3 protein-coding genes are annotated in these 3,588 nt (G+C 49.7%); all 3 read left to right on the top strand.

Annotated elements, in window-relative coordinates; translation table 11 throughout:
- Positions 1-846: TonB-dependent siderophore receptor (locus Q3886_RS09420; protein WP_301861185.1), on the top strand; the 846-nt coding region annotated here is incomplete at its 5' end.
- An 8-nt stretch (positions 847-854) separates the two neighbouring features.
- On the top strand, positions 855-1,778 hold the full coding sequence (locus Q3886_RS09415; RefSeq protein WP_301861183.1) for a ChaN family lipoprotein: 924 nt from the start codon (positions 855-857) through the stop codon (positions 1,776-1,778).
- Positions 1,779-1,854: 76 nt separating this feature from the next.
- On the top strand, positions 1,855-3,567 hold the full coding sequence (locus Q3886_RS09410) for an ABC transporter ATP-binding protein (protein WP_301861182.1): 1,713 nt from the start codon (positions 1,855-1,857) through the stop codon (positions 3,565-3,567).
- Positions 3,568-3,588: the final 21 nt, after the last annotated feature.

Raw genomic sequence — 3,588 nt, 5'->3', positions numbered from 1 at the left:
TATGCTGCTTATGTACAGGATGAATGGATGGTCGGTGATAAGCTGTTAGTCGTTCCTTCTGTACGGTATGATCATGATAGTTCCTTTGGCGGCAAGACGACACCAAAGATAGGGGCTACGTATTTCCTCAATAATCATAATCGTATTAAAGCTAACTGGGGTAAAGGCTTTAAAGCGCCGACTGTTAGCGAATTGTATATGTCTATGAAGAGAGCTATGGGGCCATCGACAGTAACGGTTTTAGGAAATCCTGATTTGCAGCCGGAAGAATCGGAATCCTGGGATATCAGCTATGAAGGAGAATGGAATAAGAATTGGGGAAAAATCACCTATTTTGAAAATGATGTCAAAAACATGATTCTATCCCCCTATACGATTCATCCGGACGGTTCTATGACGGCACAATATGAAAATGTAGACCGGGCACAGATTAATGGTGTAGAACTGGAACTGGGCCGTCATTTGAATAAGTATTTCTCCGTTAAAGCGACGAGCAACTGGCTGGATGCTAAGGATAAAGTAGATGATTCCCGCTTACCGGATAGAGCTAGAAATATTACAACCTTACAACTTTCCTATGATGACTTAAATCCTTATGGCTATAGTGTTCTCTTATGGAGTGAATGGGTTAATAAGTACCGTTATAGTAGCAGTAGCCAAATGGGGGGCAGCGGAGATGCTGAAGGTAAAGATGCTACATACAATACAGTAAACTTGACTGTTAATAAGAAATATGGTGAAGGAATTCGAAATTTTGCCGGAGTAGATAATATTTTTGATCAGGAAAATTATGATGTATATTTAACAGGCCGTACTTGGGTCGCAGGTGCAGAATGGAAATTCTAGGAAATGGGGTGTGGGAAACAAAAAGCGTACTGGTAAAGCTGGTTGTCCTGGCCGTCGTATTGCTGTCCTTTACGCTGCTGTCGGCAGTCAATGCAGCAGCGGCCGAACCAGTTGTGCTGTTTCGCAGCAGTAATGTCCAGCCCGTGACGGTGCCGGAAATGACCAGGGAACTGCAGCCCTATCAGGTCGTCGTATTCGGCGAATTTCATGACAGTCAGCCCATTCACGATGCCGAATATGCCGTCCTGAAAGAGCTGTATAAGCTCCATGGCGACAAGCTCGTCCTGTCTATGGAAATGTTTGAACGGGATGTACAGCCGGTCATGAATGACTATCTGGCCGGCAAGATTTCAGAAGAAGATTTTCTGAAACAGTCCCGTCCATGGCCACAGTACCAGACGGCATACCGGCCTCTCGTCGAATTTGCCAAGATTCACGGTATTCCCGTGCTGACCGGCAACATTCCCCGGCGCATGGCCTCGGCCTATGCCAAGTCCCGCAGTCTGGACGGCATAGCGGAAGCGGACAAGGGATATTTGCCGGCTGTCCATAAAGCCGGTTCGGAGGCATACCGGGAAAAATTTGCCGCTGTTATGGCTGGCATGAAGAATACGCCTAGCGGCATGACCGTACCGCCCCAGATGGTACAGCCCATGTTCATGGCCCAGTGCCTGAAGGATGACGCCATGGCCGAAAGCATTGCCAATTATGTGACGGCTCATCCCGATGCAGTCGTGTATCATGTAGTCGGCAATTTCCACAGCGAAGGCCATTTGGGCCTGGTAGAAAAGCTGCAGGAACTGAAGCCAGCCGTCAAAGTGGCTGTCATCAATCCGGTACACTACGATGCGAAGGCGGAAACGGCTGCAGACGCAGCTGCTGCACATCGTCAGGGCGGCGAGTACCTGGCCCTGGAAACGGCACATCAATAATCTGGCAGTATAGAGACAACGGGATTGCTTCGGCATCCCGTTCTCTTTGTATCTGCTGTTGTGAAGGGAGTTTGTGATGAAACAGTTATGGGCGTGTTATGCGCCATATCATAAGACACTTGTCTTTGTCCTCCTCGGTTCGGTCCTGACGGCAGGCATGGAAATTTCCTTTCCCATGATTGTCCGCTATATTCTGGAGACCATCCTGCCGGCCGGCAATATGCTGATGCTGGCTCATACGGCGGCGCTGCTGTTTGCCATGTACGTCCTGTGCATGGTGTTGTCTTTCTGTGTATCTTATTTTGGCCGCGGCATGGGGACACATATTGAAAACGACCTGCGGCGCCGCCTGTTTTCGCATATTGAATCTATGAGCTTCTCCTTCTTTGACAATACCAAGACAGGGCAGCTCATTTCCCGCATTATCAGCGATATATCGGAAATTGGCGATTTGGTATTTCAGATGCCCAATCTGGTCATGGTATGTCTCATTACCATGTGCGGCAGTGCTTTCTTTTTGTTTTATATTAACTGGCAGCTGGCCATTTTCGTGTTGTTCCTTATTGTCTTGAAGACGGCAGGGACGATTCTTCTGAACCGGCGCATGAAGGAGACCTTCCGGGCAGCCCGCGAAAAAATGGGTGCTGTCAGCTCTCAGGCTATGGAAAGTTTGAATGCGATTCGACTGGTACAGTCTTTCTGCAACGAAGGGCTGGAGCTGAAAAAGTTTTCCATTGCCAGCGACCGCCTTCGCCGGGCCCAGCAGAAAACGTTCATGTTTGAAGCCTATTTAACGAGCAGTGTTATCTTTTTCTCCAACATGACAAATCTGGTTATCATTGCGGCAGGCAGCTTTTTTATCATGCTCGGCGTTATGCGGCTTGGCGATCTGGTGGCGTTTCTCATGTACCTCATGGTTTTTATCCGTCCTATTATGCAGCTGACTATGCTGACCGAGCGGTATCAGCGGGGCCTGGCCGGATACAGGCGATATGAAGAGCTGATGAATCAGGAACCGGCTGTCCGAAATGAGGTACAGGCCCGGGAAATGGGTGATGTCGTCGGTCATGTATCTTTTCAGGATGTGACTTTTTCCTATAACGGCCACGACAAGGTGCTGCAGCATTTTAATCTGGATATTGCGCCAGGCAAGACGGTGGCCCTCGTCGGACCTACTGGGGCCGGCAAATCCAGCGTGGCCAGCCTGCTCCTGCGGTTCTACGACATTCAGGGCGGTTCCATTATGGTCGATGGCAGTGATATTCGCTCGTATACGCTGGAATCTCTGCGCCGGCATATCGGTATTGTCCAGCAGGACGTCTTTCTCTTTTCCGATTCTATTCGGGAGAACATCGCCTATGGCCGGCCAGATGCGACAGATGCGGAGATTATAAATGCGGCTAAGCTGGCCCATGCCCATGACTTCATTATGGCTCTCCCTGATGGATATGACAGTGCCATTGGCGAGCGGGGCGTCAAACTGTCAGGCGGGCAGAAACAGCGTCTGGCCATTGCCCGGGTATTTTTAAAAAATCCGCCGATCCTCATTCTGGATGAAGCTACGTCGGCCCTGGACAATGAAACGGAACGGAAAATTCAGCAGGCCCTGCAGGATTTGTCGGCCCACCGGACGACGCTGATCATTGCGCACCGTCTGGCGACGATCCGCCATGCTGACTGCATCGTCGTCCTGACGAGACAGGGGATCTGCGAAAGCGGGACTCATGACGAACTGATGGCAAAGAAAGGGCTGTATTATGAGCTGTATATGTCCCAGTTTGAGCAGTAATGATGTACGGCAGGAATATAT

It is taken from the genome of uncultured Megasphaera sp., from assembly GCF_958350005.1.
GTDB lineage: Bacteria > Bacillota > Negativicutes > Veillonellales > Megasphaeraceae > Megasphaera.
The sequence above is the reverse complement of the archived record's forward strand: the minus strand, read 5'-3'. Positions and strand labels throughout refer to the sequence as shown.

Bases quoted from the DNA above. Each gene is read 5' to 3' on its own strand.
- Q3886_RS09410 (WP_301861182.1), top strand. From the start codon at position 1,855: ATGAAACAGTTATGGGCGTGTTATGCGCCATATCATAAGACACTTGTC.